This is a genomic window from Neobacillus niacini (assembly GCF_030817595.1).
GTDB lineage: Bacteria > Bacillota > Bacilli > Bacillales > Cytobacillaceae > Neobacillus > Neobacillus niacini_G.
Map to the genome: position 1 here is coordinate 1,012,277 of NZ_JAUSZN010000001.1, position 15,752 is coordinate 1,028,028.

The 15,752-nt window shown below is 40.5% G+C and carries 12 protein-coding genes; 1 reads left to right on the top strand and 11 read right to left on the bottom strand.

Annotated elements, in window-relative coordinates; translation table 11 throughout:
- Positions 1 to 156: 156 nt before the first annotated feature.
- The 3 genes from QFZ31_RS05105 to QFZ31_RS05115 form a co-directional block, all read right to left on the bottom strand.
- Positions 157 to 432, bottom strand: a complete 276-nt coding sequence (locus tag QFZ31_RS05105; protein ID WP_307301431.1) for a hypothetical protein — start codon at positions 430 to 432, stop codon at positions 157 to 159.
- A gap of 465 nt (positions 433 to 897) precedes the next feature.
- On the bottom strand, positions 898 to 1,830 hold the full coding sequence (locus QFZ31_RS05110; RefSeq protein ID WP_307301432.1) for a LysR family transcriptional regulator: 933 nt from the start codon (positions 1,828 to 1,830) through the stop codon (positions 898 to 900).
- A gap of 229 nt (positions 1,831 to 2,059) precedes the next feature.
- On the bottom strand, positions 2,060 to 5,578 hold the full coding sequence (locus QFZ31_RS05115; protein WP_307301434.1) for a S8 family serine peptidase: 3,519 nt from the start codon (positions 5,576 to 5,578) through the stop codon (positions 2,060 to 2,062).
- Positions 5,579 to 6,083: 505 nt separating this feature from the next.
- Between QFZ31_RS05115 and QFZ31_RS05120 the strand changes: the two genes are divergently transcribed.
- Positions 6,084 to 7,181: a GerAB/ArcD/ProY family transporter gene (locus tag QFZ31_RS05120; RefSeq protein WP_307301435.1), complete on the top strand. Its 1,098-nt coding sequence runs from the start codon at positions 6,084 to 6,086 to the stop codon at positions 7,179 to 7,181.
- A 495-nt stretch (positions 7,182 to 7,676) separates the two neighbouring features.
- On the opposite strand, the gene QFZ31_RS05125 is transcribed toward QFZ31_RS05120, so the two are convergent.
- The 8 genes from QFZ31_RS05125 to QFZ31_RS05160 form a co-directional block, all read right to left on the bottom strand.
- Positions 7,677 to 7,907 (bottom strand): hypothetical protein, encoded by a 231-nt coding sequence (locus QFZ31_RS05125; RefSeq protein WP_307301436.1) that lies wholly within the window; start codon positions 7,905 to 7,907, stop codon positions 7,677 to 7,679.
- A complete protein-coding gene (locus tag QFZ31_RS05130; protein WP_307301438.1) occupies positions 7,904 to 9,076 on the bottom strand; it encodes a Ger(x)C family spore germination protein in 1,173 nt (390 codons plus the stop codon). The genes QFZ31_RS05125 and QFZ31_RS05130 overlap by 4 nt, the downstream gene beginning before the upstream one ends.
- Positions 9,077 to 9,114: 38 nt before the next feature.
- The gene (locus tag QFZ31_RS05135; protein ID WP_307301440.1) at positions 9,115 to 10,707 is read right to left on the bottom strand and encodes a spore germination protein; all 1,593 of its coding nucleotides are present in this window, start codon (positions 10,705 to 10,707) and stop codon (positions 9,115 to 9,117) included.
- A 444-nt stretch (positions 10,708 to 11,151) separates the two neighbouring features.
- Complete coding sequence (locus QFZ31_RS05140; RefSeq protein ID WP_307301442.1) at positions 11,152 to 12,489, bottom strand: epoxide hydrolase family protein; 1,338 nt, start codon at positions 12,487 to 12,489, stop codon at positions 11,152 to 11,154.
- 416 nt (positions 12,490 to 12,905) lie between these two features.
- Entirely contained in the window at positions 12,906 to 13,535 is a 630-nt protein-coding gene (locus QFZ31_RS05145) for a response regulator (protein ID WP_307311385.1), read from the bottom strand.
- 13 nt (positions 13,536 to 13,548) lie between these two features.
- Positions 13,549 to 14,256 (bottom strand): sensor histidine kinase, encoded by a 708-nt coding sequence (locus QFZ31_RS05150; RefSeq protein ID WP_307301444.1) that lies wholly within the window; start codon positions 14,254 to 14,256, stop codon positions 13,549 to 13,551.
- A gap of 667 nt (positions 14,257 to 14,923) precedes the next feature.
- A complete protein-coding gene (locus tag QFZ31_RS05155; protein ID WP_307301446.1) occupies positions 14,924 to 15,184 on the bottom strand; it encodes a hypothetical protein in 261 nt (86 codons plus the stop codon).
- The gene (locus QFZ31_RS05160; RefSeq protein ID WP_307301447.1) at positions 15,147 to 15,749 is read right to left on the bottom strand and encodes a CDP-alcohol phosphatidyltransferase family protein; all 603 of its coding nucleotides are present in this window, start codon (positions 15,747 to 15,749) and stop codon (positions 15,147 to 15,149) included. Before QFZ31_RS05160 ends, QFZ31_RS05155 begins: the two co-directional genes overlap by 38 nt.
- Between the last annotated feature and the right edge of the window lie 3 nt (positions 15,750 to 15,752).

The window sequence follows — 15,752 nt, forward strand, 5'->3', positions numbered from 1 at the left end:
AAATCCTCCAAATAACTTTGATTTTGGCGTAATGTTCCCTACTTTAACGAATTTTTTCAAAATCGCCATTCATGTGCTAATTATATTAATTTTACAAAAAGGACCAATAGGTCTTTTTTTATTAAAAACCATTAGAACCGTTTCTGTCAAGAGATACTAGACTACAAACAATATAATAACTAAAATTCCAATTCCCAATACACATATTCCATAAATACATAAACGATTTAATGAACGCAATACCCCTCTTTTTATCAAATACTCATTGATTCCAAAGAATAAAATAATGGGTATAATCCACCAAAATACTTTTAATATAGTAATTGCACTGGCTCCAGTATCATTAAACAGGAAACCTACTCCCATTAAAAAGAATGAAAATACTAGTAACAATATAATCAAATATCTAACAACGTACGGTAATAATGTCACAATATCCCTCCTAGAGAAAATAAGCTACTTTGTATATCATTTTTGAAAATGATCTTAAGTCAATATATTGGTCTGCACTAGGTTTCTGCCAGTTCAGTACGCTGTTTCTCCTCCTGAGATATACTTAAGAAAGATTCTCTATTTCTAAGATATCCATTTAATAACCTTTATTACTTTAATTTGAGTAAATGTGCTAGTATATAAATTTAAAAAAGAGACCATTTGGTCTCTTTTTGTCCAAAAAAATATCAAAAAAGATTCCCTTCTGAATTCCCATTCTCCTACTGGATTATTTTTCATACTCACATAAGTAAGTGAAAAAATGAAATTGGCATCAAATACAAACTATGATGCTCGAGTATAATTATTTTTCAGTTGCTATATTTACCATTCCAACTGTTAATTTGATTAATTATAAGAACAAGGTCAATATACTGTTTCTCGTGTATAGCAACAAATAAAAAACTATTGTGTAGCTTTAGTTAACTGTCTTTCTATAGAGCTCTCCTCTAATGCCTTATTCTTTTTTATAAAGTTCATTAATATTTCGATAAAACCCTTTGCAGCTGTTCCAATATATTTTTGTTTATGGTGGATAATAGTAATTTCCTTAATGAAGGCTGGATTTGTTATTTTAATAGCCTTTAAATTCCCTGTATTCTCCAACGAAAAGAGTGTACTAGATATAATAGTAGCCCCAATCCCTTCCTCGACTAGTTCCAATATCGCCTTTGAATCGCTTGATTCAATGATAGGCTGGATGACAATCCCCGCAGATAGACATGCATCCGCAAATAATTTCCTAAAACAATGGCCTTTTGGATTTAATATAAGTGGAATATTCCGAATTTCATGAAACCCAATTTCGTCTCTCACAGACCAAGTATGATCCGTACGGACGACTAAATAAAATTCATCCTCGTATAAAGGAATTTGGATAAAACTTTCATCCGGTTTTGCCATGAAGGTTAAAGCCAAATCAATTTCGTTTTGTTTTACCTTTTCTACCGGATCATCAATCGAGAAAAACTGGATCTGAATGTGAGGGTACTCGGTATGAAACTCTAACAAAACCTTGGAGGCTATAAGACTTAGGTCACCAGAAAGGGATCCTATCACTAATTTCCCTCTTTTTACATTTTGCAGCTCTGCTATTTGTTCAGTGGCAAAATGTAAATTTTGGAACACTTTTTTGCAATGCTCAAGGAGGATTTCGCCGGCCTCGGTAATCGCAATTTTTTTACCTAAACGATCAAATAAACGAACACCCAGTTCATCCTCTAATGATTTCATTTGATAGCTTAAGGTAGGTTGACCAATTCTTAGTTTTTCAGCAGTCTTTGTAAAATGTAGTTCTTCACAAAGGGCCATGAAGTATTCTAATTGTCTAAGTTCCAAGAATTTTTCACCCCTTTTACGTTTCATTTTTCTTGGAGAACGGTACTAGCTGTCTTTCCACCTAATATCATCATGATAACACGACAGCTCACGCATTCGTGCGGATGGTGAACTGTCACTATTATCTGATAACTATCAATCTATCTTAATAAATTTGTAAATGGACAACAAGCTATTTGCCTTGAACTTGAATGATTGTAATAGCTAGTCCAATTTACTTGTTCCAAAGCTATTTTGTTTGCGAATGATCTTGTGGAGCTGTGTTCTCATTGTTCATGACTGCTCGAATCATCATGTTTCCATATTGTGGATCTAAATTGTGATTCCAATTTCCATCTTCAAAAAACCAGTTGCGGTCATGGAAAGGGCTATTTTGATCACTTCCAAGACTTGGTGAGTAATTGAAGACACCAGGTTGTACATAAACTAAATAAAAATCTCCTGTGACAAAAATGTTATTATCCGTTAAATCAACAAAAGTCCATTCCCCATCCGTCCGCGCTTCAGCGTCAATTGGACCTGCAATTCTTTTACCAGGAGCCCCGTTCAGACCTGTTGAATCATATACTGCTACTTGAAATCTGGTTGATCCCGCGCTAGGCCATTCAGTATTAATTTTGAAGAGTCCACCAGTTAACCAAGAATTGGTGACTCCTTCTTCCAATGACATTCTTATCGCAAAGCCATTATTAGCATCGAACCAAGAATATGAATTTTCCATAGTTCCATCATCATAGCCGATTTCTCCAGGAGTTCCCAAGAACCGTTTTAATTCAATATTCTGTTTGGTTTTCTTTTTAGGGTAGAGTGTAATCGAATAATCTTTATAAACATAATCTTTCTTGAACACATGTAACGTATAGGTACCTTCATAGGCTGTAAGTTTAAATCTGCCTTTGCTATCCGTTTTCACTGGAGTAATGGCGGCATCCTCTATTATAGAGACGATGGCATCTGGTATTGGTTTCCCTGTCGTTTGATCCTTGACTACCCCTTCTACCGTTCCTTCCCCTAAAGGTTGAAGATTAATGTTCGCCTCGACGATCCCGTCCTTTGGAATTGAAACGACTTGGTCTTTGGAATGAAAACCGTATGCCTCAGCACGAAGAGTGAATTCCCCTGCATTATGTATCATGGAAAACTTTCCATTTGCAGGATTAGTTGCAACTGAGTACCCTGAATCTATTAGCGTCACTTTTGCACCGATTGGCAATACATTGGGTTGGCTAGAAGAATTCTTAACCATTGTAGACGTCGGAGCTGCTAGATTCGTATATGGTTGTTTCTTTGTATGGATCTCCCCTGTTGCCTTGTTTACCTTACTACCCATAAGAGGTTTGTCCGTTAAGGATATATCATCTAAGTACCAGCCATCACGAGGTTCCCAATCAAACCCGGTTAGCCATGTAAACATATAAAAGCTGATATAAATCCTTTTTCCAGCGTAAGCAGAAAGATCCACTTCTGCATTAACCCAACCATTTGTAGAATACTCTAGTGGTACTCCATTTTCACCAAATTTAGTTGCTTCAGTTTTAGATAGTACTTCCCAATTCTTGCGGTCAGTAGAGACAAGGACCGCACCGAAATCGGTTGAACCGTCGACTCCATCCGGACTAATGTCATACCATTGCTTATACTGCAGGTATGAATTACCGTTTTCAGGTATGTCTATAGGAGGCATATTGAGATAAGATTCCGAAAAATCAGAGTATGGTCCCTCCAAATTAGTTCCATATACGTTTTGTCCTGAGACAGCTTTGTCAGGTCCTGCTGATGGGCTGCCCCATTCCCAATCGTTATTATATCCTTCTGAATACCAGCCTTCAGGAACTGCTTCTAAATCTTGAAAATAACCAATTGTAATCGCAGGTTTAACTTCTGCATTAAATTCCGGAGAAGTTACTTGGTTTTGTCCATAATCAACAATTTTCCACTTATACGTAAAAGTACCTTTCTTTACATCCTTTCCTGGAACCACAGCTTGATATGTCCCGTTTCTAAAATCACCAGCTGTTCTACCTGCTTTTACCGTCTTCCATTGTTGACCAGCTAAATACTGAATTTCTACGGTCTCAACACTGATATTGTCTTGCACTTCCACTGTTAATGGCAGCACTACCTGATCGTACACAAAATCAGGAGAGGTATGTTGGTAGGTTGGATTTGCTTTATCTTTTCCATCATATACAACTAAACCCTCAATTTTCCCATTTCCATTATTATTTCCTTTTATTGCATTGTAAGCATTAATAAATCCACGACCATACCCATAGTTAGGAGAAGAAGGAAATTCTGTGTCTGTCAATGGGATGGCTGAATTGAACAGTATGTCCTCAATTTGGTCAATTGTGAGAGATGCATTTGCTTGCTTTAACAACGCTACGATTCCTGTAATATGAGGTGTTGCCATTGATGTCCCACTCATCAGTTCATAGTCATTGCCAGGGACGGCTGAGCGGATATCGACACCCGGTGCTGAAACATCTGGTTTCGTTTCATCATATGGAGCTGGTCCACGGGAAGAGAACCACGCTAAGGCATTTTGATCATCCGTTGCCGCAACCGCAAAAGATTCTGGATAGTTTGCTGGAGAGGCAACCCATCCTTCCCCATAAGAACCGGAATTGCCAGCTGCAAATACAGGGAAGATATTAGCAGCCCGCCAATTTTGAACCATAGGCCGATACCATTCATCTAGTCCAGGACCACCACTCCAGGAGTTGTTTACGACATCCGGAGCTAATTCAGGATGGGGATTTCCTTCAGCATCTTTTGGTGCCAATATCCATTCGCCTGCCTCGAGCAAATCTACATCCTGACCACCGCGATTAGAGAAAGCTTTAACCGCAATCCATTTCGCACCTGGGGCAACACCAATTTGGTTACTCCCATCAGGCTCTGAGCCAACCATGGTCCCAACCGTATGCGTACCATGTTTATTATCATCATACGGAGCTTCTTTTCCTCCAACAGCATCAAACCAGTTTAATTGATGATCTGGTTGATCTGGATTCACTGGATTATAGCCACGGTATTTTTCCTTTAAAGCAGGATGTTCCCATTGAACACCTGTATCAATACTGGCTACCACAATTCCTGCTCCATCGATTCCCATATCCCATACTTGAGGGGCTCCGACTTTTTCAACTCCCCATTCAACCGTTGATGAATTTAGATTGGTGGTTTTTTCCTTGGGTTGGATCGGAGCGATTATTTGCCTCGTTTCATTCGGAAGAATTTTAGCTACCTCAGGAAATGCTGCCAATTTGTCCATCACAGCCTTGGTTGCTGTCACCGCTATCGCATTCACAACATAGAATGATTGGACGCTTTTCACTTCTCCTTTTTGCTTTGCTTCCTCCAGATACTCCATGACTTCAGTCTGTGTTTCTAGAGCAGTATTTCGTAATGACGAAACTACAGCGGAACGGACCTGAAGTTTAGTACTTACTTCCGATAGTTTCTGTTTCTTTGCTTTTTCTGCTGTTTCGATAGCAACTCGATTGGTATCCGCCTGTTCTTTAAACTTTAATATAAAAGTGTTCTGATCCTGATCTTTAAATTGTTTAATAAGCTTAGAATCTACTTTATTTACATAAGATGTGTTTTTAATTTCTGAAATTAGTTTACTCTCAAGAGAAACTCCTTGTGCTACTGCGATACTGGGAAGGAAAAGGCTGATAAATAGAATGATAGACACTAGTAAACTTAAAGAAAAATTCAACCTACTTATACTATTTCTCAAATGGTGAAACTCCTCTCAACTTTTTATTTGAATAGATGATAACTCTGTAAGCAGCACTGTTATCATACAACTTACAACTAGACCTCCTTTGTATTTTTAAAAGTCTACATAATCGTATAAGTATTCCGAATCATTAACAATACATCATTTTCGATTGAAATCATTAAGAAATTAGATGGAAAAAACTAGTTATTATAAGCATGGTAAACACACAAACAAGGTGAATGGTACTGTTGTCTAATCTACCTCTGTCTTTTGTCGTCTTCCCACGACTCTATAGTCAAGTCAGTCGGATGTGGTTTTAGTCATAATTAAGTAAAACGATCTTCTATGAATTTAACAGTAACCGATGGAACTTGCAGGGACTACCAATATTTTCATCAGATGAGGAATGTATGCTTTACCTCAAAAGAAAATCCTCATATCTCTATTTAATCGTATAAGTGTATAGTGATAAGTCAATACTTGGAACAAACAATGTAAGTTAAGGAGAAAGTGGGTAAAAATGCAGACAACGGAAAAAATCACGGGAACTCAGCTCGGCTTATTACTTTTTACTTTTATCGTTTCTACCACCATCTTAACCATTCCCGGATGGATGGTGATGTTTGCAGACCAGAATGCTTGGATATCCGTGGTTCCTTCTACTACAACAGGTTTATTAACTCTTTGGGCCTTGACTACACTCGCCAATCGTTATCCGGGTTTGTCGATTATACAATACAGTTCAAAAATCATCGGAAAATGGTTAGGAAGATGTTTGGGGTTTTATTTCATTTATTTTTGGTTTGTGTCTATTTCGGTTATCGTCATACAGCATACTTTTTTTATTAAAACGCTTCTTTTACCAAAAAGCCCAGCCATAGTAGGAAGTCTAACGTTAATGATCCTATGCGGTCTAGCCGTTTTTATGGGAATTGAGGTCATTGGAAGATGTAATGAGTTTCTTACACCATTGATCTTGGTTTCTTTGATTCCGATCTTGATTCTGGCGATTGGGGAAGCAGATCCCGCCCTACTAAAGCCATTTTTAGGTGAGGGAATACTGCCGGTATTGCAAGGAGCTGTCATACCAGCGGGAGCATTCATGAATCAAGTGTTTATATTGGGATGGCTCCTTCCTTATTTAAATCAGCCGAAAAAAGCTCGCAAGGTCTCGCTGATTGCCTTTCTCAGCATTTCCATTTTTATATTTATCATTGTATTACTTGCGATTATGATCCTCGGTCCATTAACGGGTAAACTGACTTATTCAGTTTTAAGTGTCATGCAATACATTGGCATTGAAGGTTCATTTGAACGTCTGGAGGCCATCGCTGTTGCGATGTGGGTGTTGGGGAATTTTGTGAAGGTTTCGGTAGCGTTGTTTATATTGTGTCTTAGTATAAGCCAGCTTTTTAACATTCGAAATTATCGTGATATCGTAGCTCCGATAACACTTTTGTCCATCATTGGATCGGTTTGGGTTTTCAAAAATGGCGCAGAGCTTCAAGCTTTTCTTGCTTTCGTTTATCCATTCACTGGTTTTATCACACAAAGTATCATTCCGTTGTCACTTCTCATAATAGACACAATAAAAAGAAAAGTGGGCTTCTCTCAATAAAATAGATACTTTTCTGAAAGGGAGTGACAAATAACCCCAGAGCTTTCATGCGGTTGACCACCTTCTTTGAAGAAACCTTAATAACGTTTTGTTTTACAAGCCTATCATGGATTCTTGGGTTGCCGAACACAGATAGATTATCGTAAAAATGAAATAGAATGCACATCCTATTCACGATTCCATTTCTCTCTTTGTAGTTTTTTCCTGTTCCTGATGTTTTTCCAAGCATAATAACCGGAGGATGACACACCTAATATTTTACACCTCTTCATACGTCTACTCATTCTTATGGGCCAGAATGAATGCAACCCTCACTCTTTTCTTGCATGTAGATGTACATAGAATTTTTTAGGATGTGGTTTTCCTCCTCCAACTCAAGATTCCTTTTTCCTTCTGCTTTATACATTTCCTTATATCAGAGGCAGTAAGCAACTTATTCTATCTTGACGCCACTACCTGTGTCCACTTTTAATACTAGTATCAAAAGCGGTCCATTCACTGCATTAAAATCATTTTTCCGATGGGTTCAAAAATAATTTTGAACGGGACAACTATGCTCGGTATGTTAACCCCGGCAATTAATAAGGAACCGATAATGGATGATACACCCATTAAAAAACCGTAAACTGCTGCTTCTTTGTTTTTTTGCTTACTCCGCAAGGATTGTATTCTAACAAAAGACCATACAACCAATAAAAGTACATATCCCGCTATTTGTACGATCAATTTTTGATCTCCTTTTCTTTCAATTGTAGAGGAGCACCTGCCATCCCAGTTCCACGTACATTTAGCTTAACTTCAACCGAAACGTCTACGTCTGGAAACTTATGATCCCATTGTTCTTCCAACGTTTTCCATTGTTTCGGCTTATTACGGTAAATTTCTTGGCCGAAACCCACACTATCTACTTTGTACTGCTTCTGGACTTTGGATACTGCATCTAGAACTTGTTCCCTGATCGATTTCTCGAATGCTTTCTGTACAAGTCTAAGATTCTCCGGCAAACTGACATCCAGCGGGGAATTATTTTCCCAGAGACTTCCTTCCCCTTGCAGTTGAATCTTGAATTTGATCTTATCACCACTTATCTCCGGGGTAATTTTTCGTTTTGCATTGACCAGAACCACCCCCAATGTTCCATCATCTTCTGGTAAACTGGCGTTGATTACGCCATACTTCATTCTATTTGTAACCCAACGAAATCCATTTGTTTCATTCTCGTTTAGAAAACCGACTAATTTGAAATCCTTAAAAATGGCTGAACCGCCCAGCTTAAAAAGTCTTTTGTTTTCTTTTCTTCCTTCTGACGAAACGTCTCGCTCTATAACTCCCAAAACGGGACTGATACCTTCACTTGATGCCGCTAAAAAAAAGTCTCGTAACGTAACCGATAACCCGCTTCCTAATGCTTCCATTTCCTTAACTGCTTCGGTAGGCACTTGTTCGAAGGGATACTTAATTTGCAGAAGTTCCCGCCCTTCGCCCCCCTTTACAACTATGATATATGTTTTTAACCGCTGACGCGGATCGTGGGTGTAAACATCGAGAATATCCTCAATCCCATGTTTGGCTAACGATTCTCCTACATAAATAAGGCTACGGTGTGAGGTAAATAACGTACGGGAAGTTTTTTTCTGAAGCTTTTGAAATGCTTCACTGGCATTCCTCCCAGTAGCAGATGTGACGAAAAACGTCTCTTGCCTTCCTCCACCCCCTAGTCCCGCCTGAGCGGTAGAAGGGATTGGAATCTGATGCGATAATATATATTTCCCATCATCCGTTAAATCAAATGACGTTCCCGAAATAAACGCAAGATCATTAATTTCCTTACGATCCCAACAACCGCTTGTGGTCAATACTATAAGTAGTAAGCCAATGTACAGGAATGGTTTCATTATGATGTCCTTCTCCTTTCTTGCCCCCCAGACAAGCCCTAATTGTTCTCGGATGACTGCTTCCCTTGGCTTGGACTTGGCTTTTGACCTGCCGGTTCACGGACCGGGTTATTAGAACCTGTTGCCTGTGGACGACGGGTTTTAGCCCATATAGGTGCCCGGATGAATATGTCCTTCAAATTCGTAAAGGTAACCGGGGCTAATGGAGTAAAATAAGGCACTCCGAACGAACGAAGGGATGTGACATGTAACAAGATGCCCAGAAACCCAAGTACAATGCCATAAAGTCCAAACGTACCCGCCAAGAACAGCATCGGAAAGCGCAGTAAACGGATTCCGTTTGCAAAACTATATCGTGGAATCGTAAACGCTGCAATCCCAGTGATCGAAACGATAATGACGACCGGTGCGGATATAATTCCCGCCTGCACAGCCGCTTGTCCTATCACCAATGCCCCTACAATGCTTATCGCTTGCCCTATTTGTTTGGGTAAACGAATCCCTGCTTCACGCAAGGCCTCAAATATGATTTCCATTAATAAGGCTTCGATGAGTGCCGGAAAAGGAACCGCCTCCCTCGACGATGCAATACTCAGAACGAGATTAGTGGGAATCATTTCCTGATGGAAGGTCGTCACCGCAACATATAGAGGAGGCGCAAATATGGCGATGAATATGAAAAGGAAGCGAATCCACCGCACAAAAGTTCCGATGGTCCAGTGAATATAGTAATCCTCGCTTGACTGCAGTCCGGTCCAGAATGTCATGGGAACAATTAATACAAATGGGGTGGTATCGACAAGAATGGCTACTTTCCCATCCAACAGCTCTGCGGCTACAACATCAGGTCGTTCGGTACTTTGTACTAATGGAAAAGGGGAGAAAGGAGAATCCTCAATAAATTCTTCAATATAGCCTGAATCGAGGATCCCGTCAATTTGAATCCGAGTGACCCTTTTTCGAACTTCCTCAACTACAGATTCGGAAACAATACCATCGATATAAGTAAGGACTACTTCAGTTTGAGAAAGCTCTCCAAGCTTAAAGGATTCCATTTTTAGTCGGGATGTTTTAAGTCTTTTGCGTATTAGACCTATATTTGTTGAAATGTTCTCAATAAATCCTTCCATCGGCCCGCGAATGACCGGTTCGGAAGTAGGCTCTTCAGGAGTTCGCTGTCCTTTACTACTGTTAACCTTGACCATCATCGCATTGCTGTCCCCGATAGTAAAAACGACAGCATGACCATTCAACACATGATTAACAATGTCAGTTACTTTGGATGAAATGAGTGTTGTCCCTACGGAGATAAATTGATCATCCAAAGCTTCTGTTTTATCATTTATCAAATCCTCTTGTTTTGAACGTTTAGATATCAATGGTTTCAAAATATGTTCGTCAATCATCTTTTCATCAACCAGAGTTGCAAGGTATACAACAATCCAATGATTTTCGCCAGCCAGCCGAACTTTACGGAATACGATATCGGAACTGTTTTGGAATATTTTTTTAAAAATCAATTCATTTTGTTCTAAATCAGAGGTTAACATGCTGTTCTCCTCATATTCAGAATGATGATCCACTTGTATGTTTAGAGGTTTAATGCGCATCCGCTTTCTAAGCCCTCTCATTGAACATCCCCCTAAAGAAAACACTAATACGTATATATCTTTTCTTATTTTTTCAATAATATCCTTAAGCTGGGATAGTCCCTGACAGAGTCGATGTAGTAATACTGGGGGACATAATGCTGTTACTAATATTAAAATTTACAAGTATAGACAAAACAAATCTTCTAGGAATTGATACAAAATCGATTACATCATTATCAAAAAAAATAAAAACCGTAAGCGTTGAAAAAATAAAGTTCAACCCTAACGGTAGTACAAATTAAACCTCTACAAGATTCTATTATGGAAAATCTCAATGTAGTTAAAGTCCTTTTAATTGTTTTGTAAGTTCTTTAAATTTCAGATAAGTTCTGTAAATTCTTTATTCTTAAGTGTCATAAAACTAAGTTTGCCTAATGGTGTGCCGTGGGACGCCACGTATGGGCGTATTCCACCTGACTCCGATTAGCGTAGCGACTTGAATGCTGCGCGGAGTTCTTCAGTGAAAAGCTTTGGTTCCTCCCACGCCGCGAAGTGGCCGCCTTTGTCGAGCTTGTTGTAATAGATGAGGTTGGGGTAGGCCTTCTCTGTCCAGCTCCTCGGGGCTTGATATTGCTCGCCGGGAAAAACGCTCACAGCCACCGGAATGGAGACGCCCTTGGCGTTGAAATAGCCACCCTTATATTCCCAATAGAGCCGAGCCGCAGAGACCCCCGTGTTCGTCAGCCAATAAAGAGTGATGTTGTCGAGAATCTCGTCACGCGTCAGTTCGCCAGTGGCGCTCGTCGTCCGGTTCAGGGCCGAGGCGATCGTCGCCGCCGGCTGACCATCGGCATCATTGTGGTCGAGAAGCCAGGCGGCGAGGCCAACTGGTGAATCCGCAATGCCGTATAAGGTTTGCGGGCGAGATCCCATAAACCTAGCGTATTCAACTTGCTTGAAAGTTCTAACTAGTTGCTCATAAGCGCGCTTTTCGTCAGCTGAGAGACCTGATGGCGCTGGGCCACCGGCCAGGAGAGTCTTGTCAACATCAGCTGGAACGGTGGCAGGCATGTTGGTGTGGATGGCGAGCAATCCCGGAGGTGCCTGCAAACCCATCTGGTCGACGACAATTGCACCCCAGTCGCCGCCTTGGGCAACATAGCGGGTGTAGCCTAGGCGCTTCATCAGCTCTGTCCAGGCTCGGCCAATGCGCTCGGGGCCCCATCCGGTGCTCGTCGGCTTACCAGAGAAACCGTAGCCGGGCATTGATGGGATGACAACGTCGAACGCGTCTTCGGCGTTCCCGCCGTAAGCGGTTGGATCGGTCAGCGGTCTGATGAGCTTGATCTGCTCTAGCACCGATCCTGGCCAACCATGTGTGATGATCAACGGAAGCGCGTTCTTATGGCGCGAACGGACGTGGATGAAATGAATGTCCAGCCCATCAATCTTGGTGATAAATTGCGGTAGCGCGTTGAGCTTTGCCTCAGCTTTGCGCCAATCGTAATCGGTCGCCCAATGGCGTGCGAGTTTCTTCATTGTTGCGAGCTGTACGCCTTGAGATGTATCCGCAACTGTTTCCTGATCTGGCCATCTAGTAGCGTTTATACGTCTACGCAATTCGGTAAGTTCCGCTTTCGGAACATTCACATGAAACGGACGAATGGCGTTCTTGTCTATAGGATTCTTTTGATTAGTTTTGGTTGTTAGGGGATTTGCTTGTGAATTCTCGCTTTTAGCATTGGCATTAGTACCGAAGATCGTCAATCCTAGGAGAAGGGTCAAAATCATTGCCAAACGAAACCCATATCTGTTGCTCATAAGTAGTAACACTCCATTCGGTTTTTTATGGATACCCTTCCATTAGGTTCCATCCGAAGTGCAATTCTTATTCCATTTTTTCAAAAAAGGTTACTTCACCAACAGCAGATAACAAACAGGACTAACGCAACCCGTCTGCTCGCGTCCATAGGTGGCAGATGACCATCACGATGATCAATATTTCGAGACGTCTGGCGAAGGGATGCCCGGTTTTTGTTTTAAGTGCCAAAATTTACAGCTTTCTTCCAATTTTGACCGTCAAATTCCGTAGCAATTAAATCTTGTGGTGATAAATATCCGGAACTAGAAGTGTTCTTCCGGTAAAACTATCGATCCCGCTTCAATAAAGAAGCCCTGTCCATAAACGGACAAGGAGGTCGACGAGACTTCAGTATAGGGAAGAGGATACCTCTTATTTATAGAAGATGGCGAACTGAAAACACAGCCGCTTGTGTCCTATCACGCACTCCCAGCTTTGCAATGAGATTTGAGACGTGATTTTTCACCGTACCTTCCGTAAGATAAAGCTTGCCTGCTATTTCTTTATTATTTAATCCTTGACCCAATAAAGCAAGTACCTCTTTTTCTCGTTGAGTTAAATACCTCAGCTCATCGGGCTCGTCTTTATTTAATGGATGTGCCCTAAACGGACTTTTCTCTGACATTTTTTTAAACTCTTTTAACAGTATCGCGGTTATGTCGTGTTGAAGCACTGTTCCGCCATTGTATACCGATTGAATAGCACTAATAATTGCTTCCGATGGCATATCCTTCAATAAATAGCCATGAACGCCTTTCTCCAAAACTTGTATGATCCGTTCCGCGTCATCGAAAGTGGTCAGAATCAATATCTTCATCTCCGGAAAGTTCTTAAGTATCAACTCCGATCCTTCCACACCATCCATTCCAGGCATTTCAAGATCCATCAGTACTACATCAGGTTGCAATTCGATTATTTTGGCATAGGCATCTCTTCCATCCACAGCCGTTCCAACCACTTCGATACCTTGTTCCAATCCGATAATGGTTGCAAGTCCCTCTCTCATAAGCCTTTGATCGTCAACTATCAAGATTCTCAATTTGTTTTCGCTCCATTTCCGTTAAAGAATAAGGAAATTTCAATTCAACAGTAAATCCGGTTTTCCTATCCATCCTAAAATGTACCACTCCATTCCACTCACTAGCCCTTTCTTGTATATTAATTAAACCGAATCCCGGCTTTATTTTGCCAGGCAATTCACCATCATTAGTAATGCTTAAAGAAAACCCTGTTTCGCCATAGTCCAACACAATGACAGCCTTTTTCGCTTGTCCATGTTTCTGGGCATTCGTAAGGGATTCCTGTACAATTCGGAAAGCTGTTAATTGAAGATCGTTCGGAAGTGCAACAGGCGTTCCATGCACTTCAAAAGACGTATGAACATGTGCAAACTTAGTAAATTCTTCTGATAATATTTTCAAGCTTTCATTTATGGAAGTAGATGTAATTGGTTCTTCTCTTATCGCTCTTACGGAAAGGCGGACCTCCTGTAAGGCCGACCTAATTAGTTCCTCACATTCCAAATAGGCTTGCTCGCTGCGTATTGAATCTACCCTGTTTAGCTTGCGGGCCACCTGCATTTGTACTAGCAATGCCGTTAGTTTATGACCAACTGTATCGTGAATATCACGCGCAATTCTCACTCGTTCCCTAACAGCCGCCCACTCTTCTTTCTGGAGTGCGTATTCCTGAAGCCGCTCATGAGATAGCATCAATTGTTCATACAACTGTACCGCCTCCAAACGCGCCTTTTGGTAAAAATTAATTAACAAGGTGACAATACCTGCAAACACAATAAACGAGCATGAAATAACGTAGCTCGTTTCATCAAACCGCTTATAAAAGTACCAATCCACGCTGCCCATGGTAACGATAAAGAGCAAAATTAACAATATACAAGAAATAATGAGCACTTGGGTGGTTTTTGAAAACATTAAAATAGCTAAAGCCGTTATTCCAATAAAAAGGTGATGCGGGAAAGTCCCCCCTAAAAAAACATAGCCATAAGAAGCAGATACCAAAAAATCTATGATAAGAAGATGAAGTAACCACTGTTTTTTTATGCTGGAGTAAAAAAAATAAACTATAAGAAAAACGATCAGGGAAAAGATCACAAAACTTAGCTTCCAGAAGATTGTGATCGAATGTTCAAAATAAAAAATACCAGTTAAAACTATATCAAAAACGAGTTTCAGACCAAAAAACCACCTCCACCAGTGGGGGTTTTTATTCAATAAATCCGTGTCTTTTATCATAATCCATTTCATCCTTAATTTTTAGTTCTTACGTTTATTCGATAAACCTTGAACAAGCCGAAAGCTCGACTGGAGCAGTCAAACTTCGGTTTATACATTCCTCTCTTCATCCATATCAAAGGATTTACGTCCCTCTTAATTAGTCTCCTTGAGCAGAACGCTCAAACCTAGTATTGACCTCTTCCAGCCTTTTCGTATAAGCTTCGCGAATCGTATATGCAGCTTGAGAACCAACAGCCAAACGAAAAGGCGGTTGATCGCCTTTTAGAACAGATATGATCAATTCCACAGCCTTCGCCGGGTCACCGATATTGATGTTTGATAATCCTTTTTCGTACTCTTCATATAGCCACCGAACATTCTCATATTTTATCCACATCGTTATTTCGAAGCCACACATACACATCTCTTAGATGCTTAATTATGGTGATAAGGAGGAGCACAAAAAATAGCCATGCCAACTCATAGAGCACACTTGGAAATAGCATCATCAATGAAAAAAACAGAAACGCTTCCGTACGTTCCAAGATCCCAGGGTTATAATGGAACCCTTTTGCTCCTATATTGGGAATCACATTTCCCGTTACGAGAAAAACTGTAACCGTGATAAGAATAGCGGCCAAATCTAGAACAATCGGCACATAAGCGTCAGGATGGACGAATAAAAGTGCAATAATCATTGTCCCTTCAACGACCCGATCAAACGTGATATCTAAAATATTCCCCCATTTAGAGGGCTTTGTCATTCTGGCAAGCGTGCCGTCCACAGCATCAAGATAACCCGATATCCAAAGAGTAAAAACGGCGGCTATAGGAAACCCCAGTATAAATAAAATCCCGCTTCCTACCCCCAACATCATAGCGATCCAAGAGATCGTATTGGCAGATAACCCGAAATATTGGACTATTTTTGCGCCTTTATCAATGACTGGTTGAACCTTGTGGCGCGCATAAGAATCTAGCACTTG